Annotated in this window: 1 pseudogene; it reads right to left on the bottom strand. The window is 60.6% G+C overall.

Annotated features, from left to right (window positions below):
- Positions 1-601 (bottom strand): annotated as a pseudogene (locus ABR397_RS23110) (RHS repeat domain-containing protein); the annotation flags it as partial.

Genomic DNA, 601 nt, shown 5'->3' with positions numbered 1-601 from the left:
GCCCGTACAGCGACTGTTTCGGCTGCCGCCACACCCGTTTCCCGGCCGGGTCGAACAATGCCAGCGGCTCACCCGTCGGCGCACTCACCGCATACTGGGTCTCAATCGCCCCCACCACGAGCTCCACCCGGTTGTCCAGATTGAGGGTAAACTGCTGCGTCTGCTGGGCCATCAGTTCCCAGCCGTCAAACACCAGATGGCGGATGATTTTCAGCCGGCCATGCTGGTATTCCCGGATTTCGGCTGGGGTATCCCCATCCCACAAATACGTGGTCAGCTTACCGGTCTGGATACAGCGTTTTTCAGTGCGCCGCCCGAAAGCATCATAGCGATATTCCCACCGGTGGCCATCCGGGGTGAGGAGGCCGGTCAGCTGGTTCTGGCTGTTCCAGCGGTATTTGGTCACCGCCAGCCGGTAACCCTCGGCTAAGAACTGTTTCTCTTTCATGCGACCGGCCAGGTCGTAGACAAACCGGTGCGAGCCCACCCAGTTCAGGCGGTGCCCCGCCTGGTAGAGGGTTTCCCCCATAATCTCCTGCACCCCGTCAAATCGCCGGGACGGGTAACCGGTGACATCATACTGATAATGCTCGCGCAGGTT

This window comes from Photorhabdus viridis, assembly GCF_040256935.1.
Classification (GTDB): domain Bacteria; phylum Pseudomonadota; class Gammaproteobacteria; order Enterobacterales; family Enterobacteriaceae; genus Photorhabdus; species Photorhabdus viridis.
The sequence above is the reverse complement of the archived record's forward strand: the minus strand, read 5'-3'. Positions and strand labels throughout refer to the sequence as shown.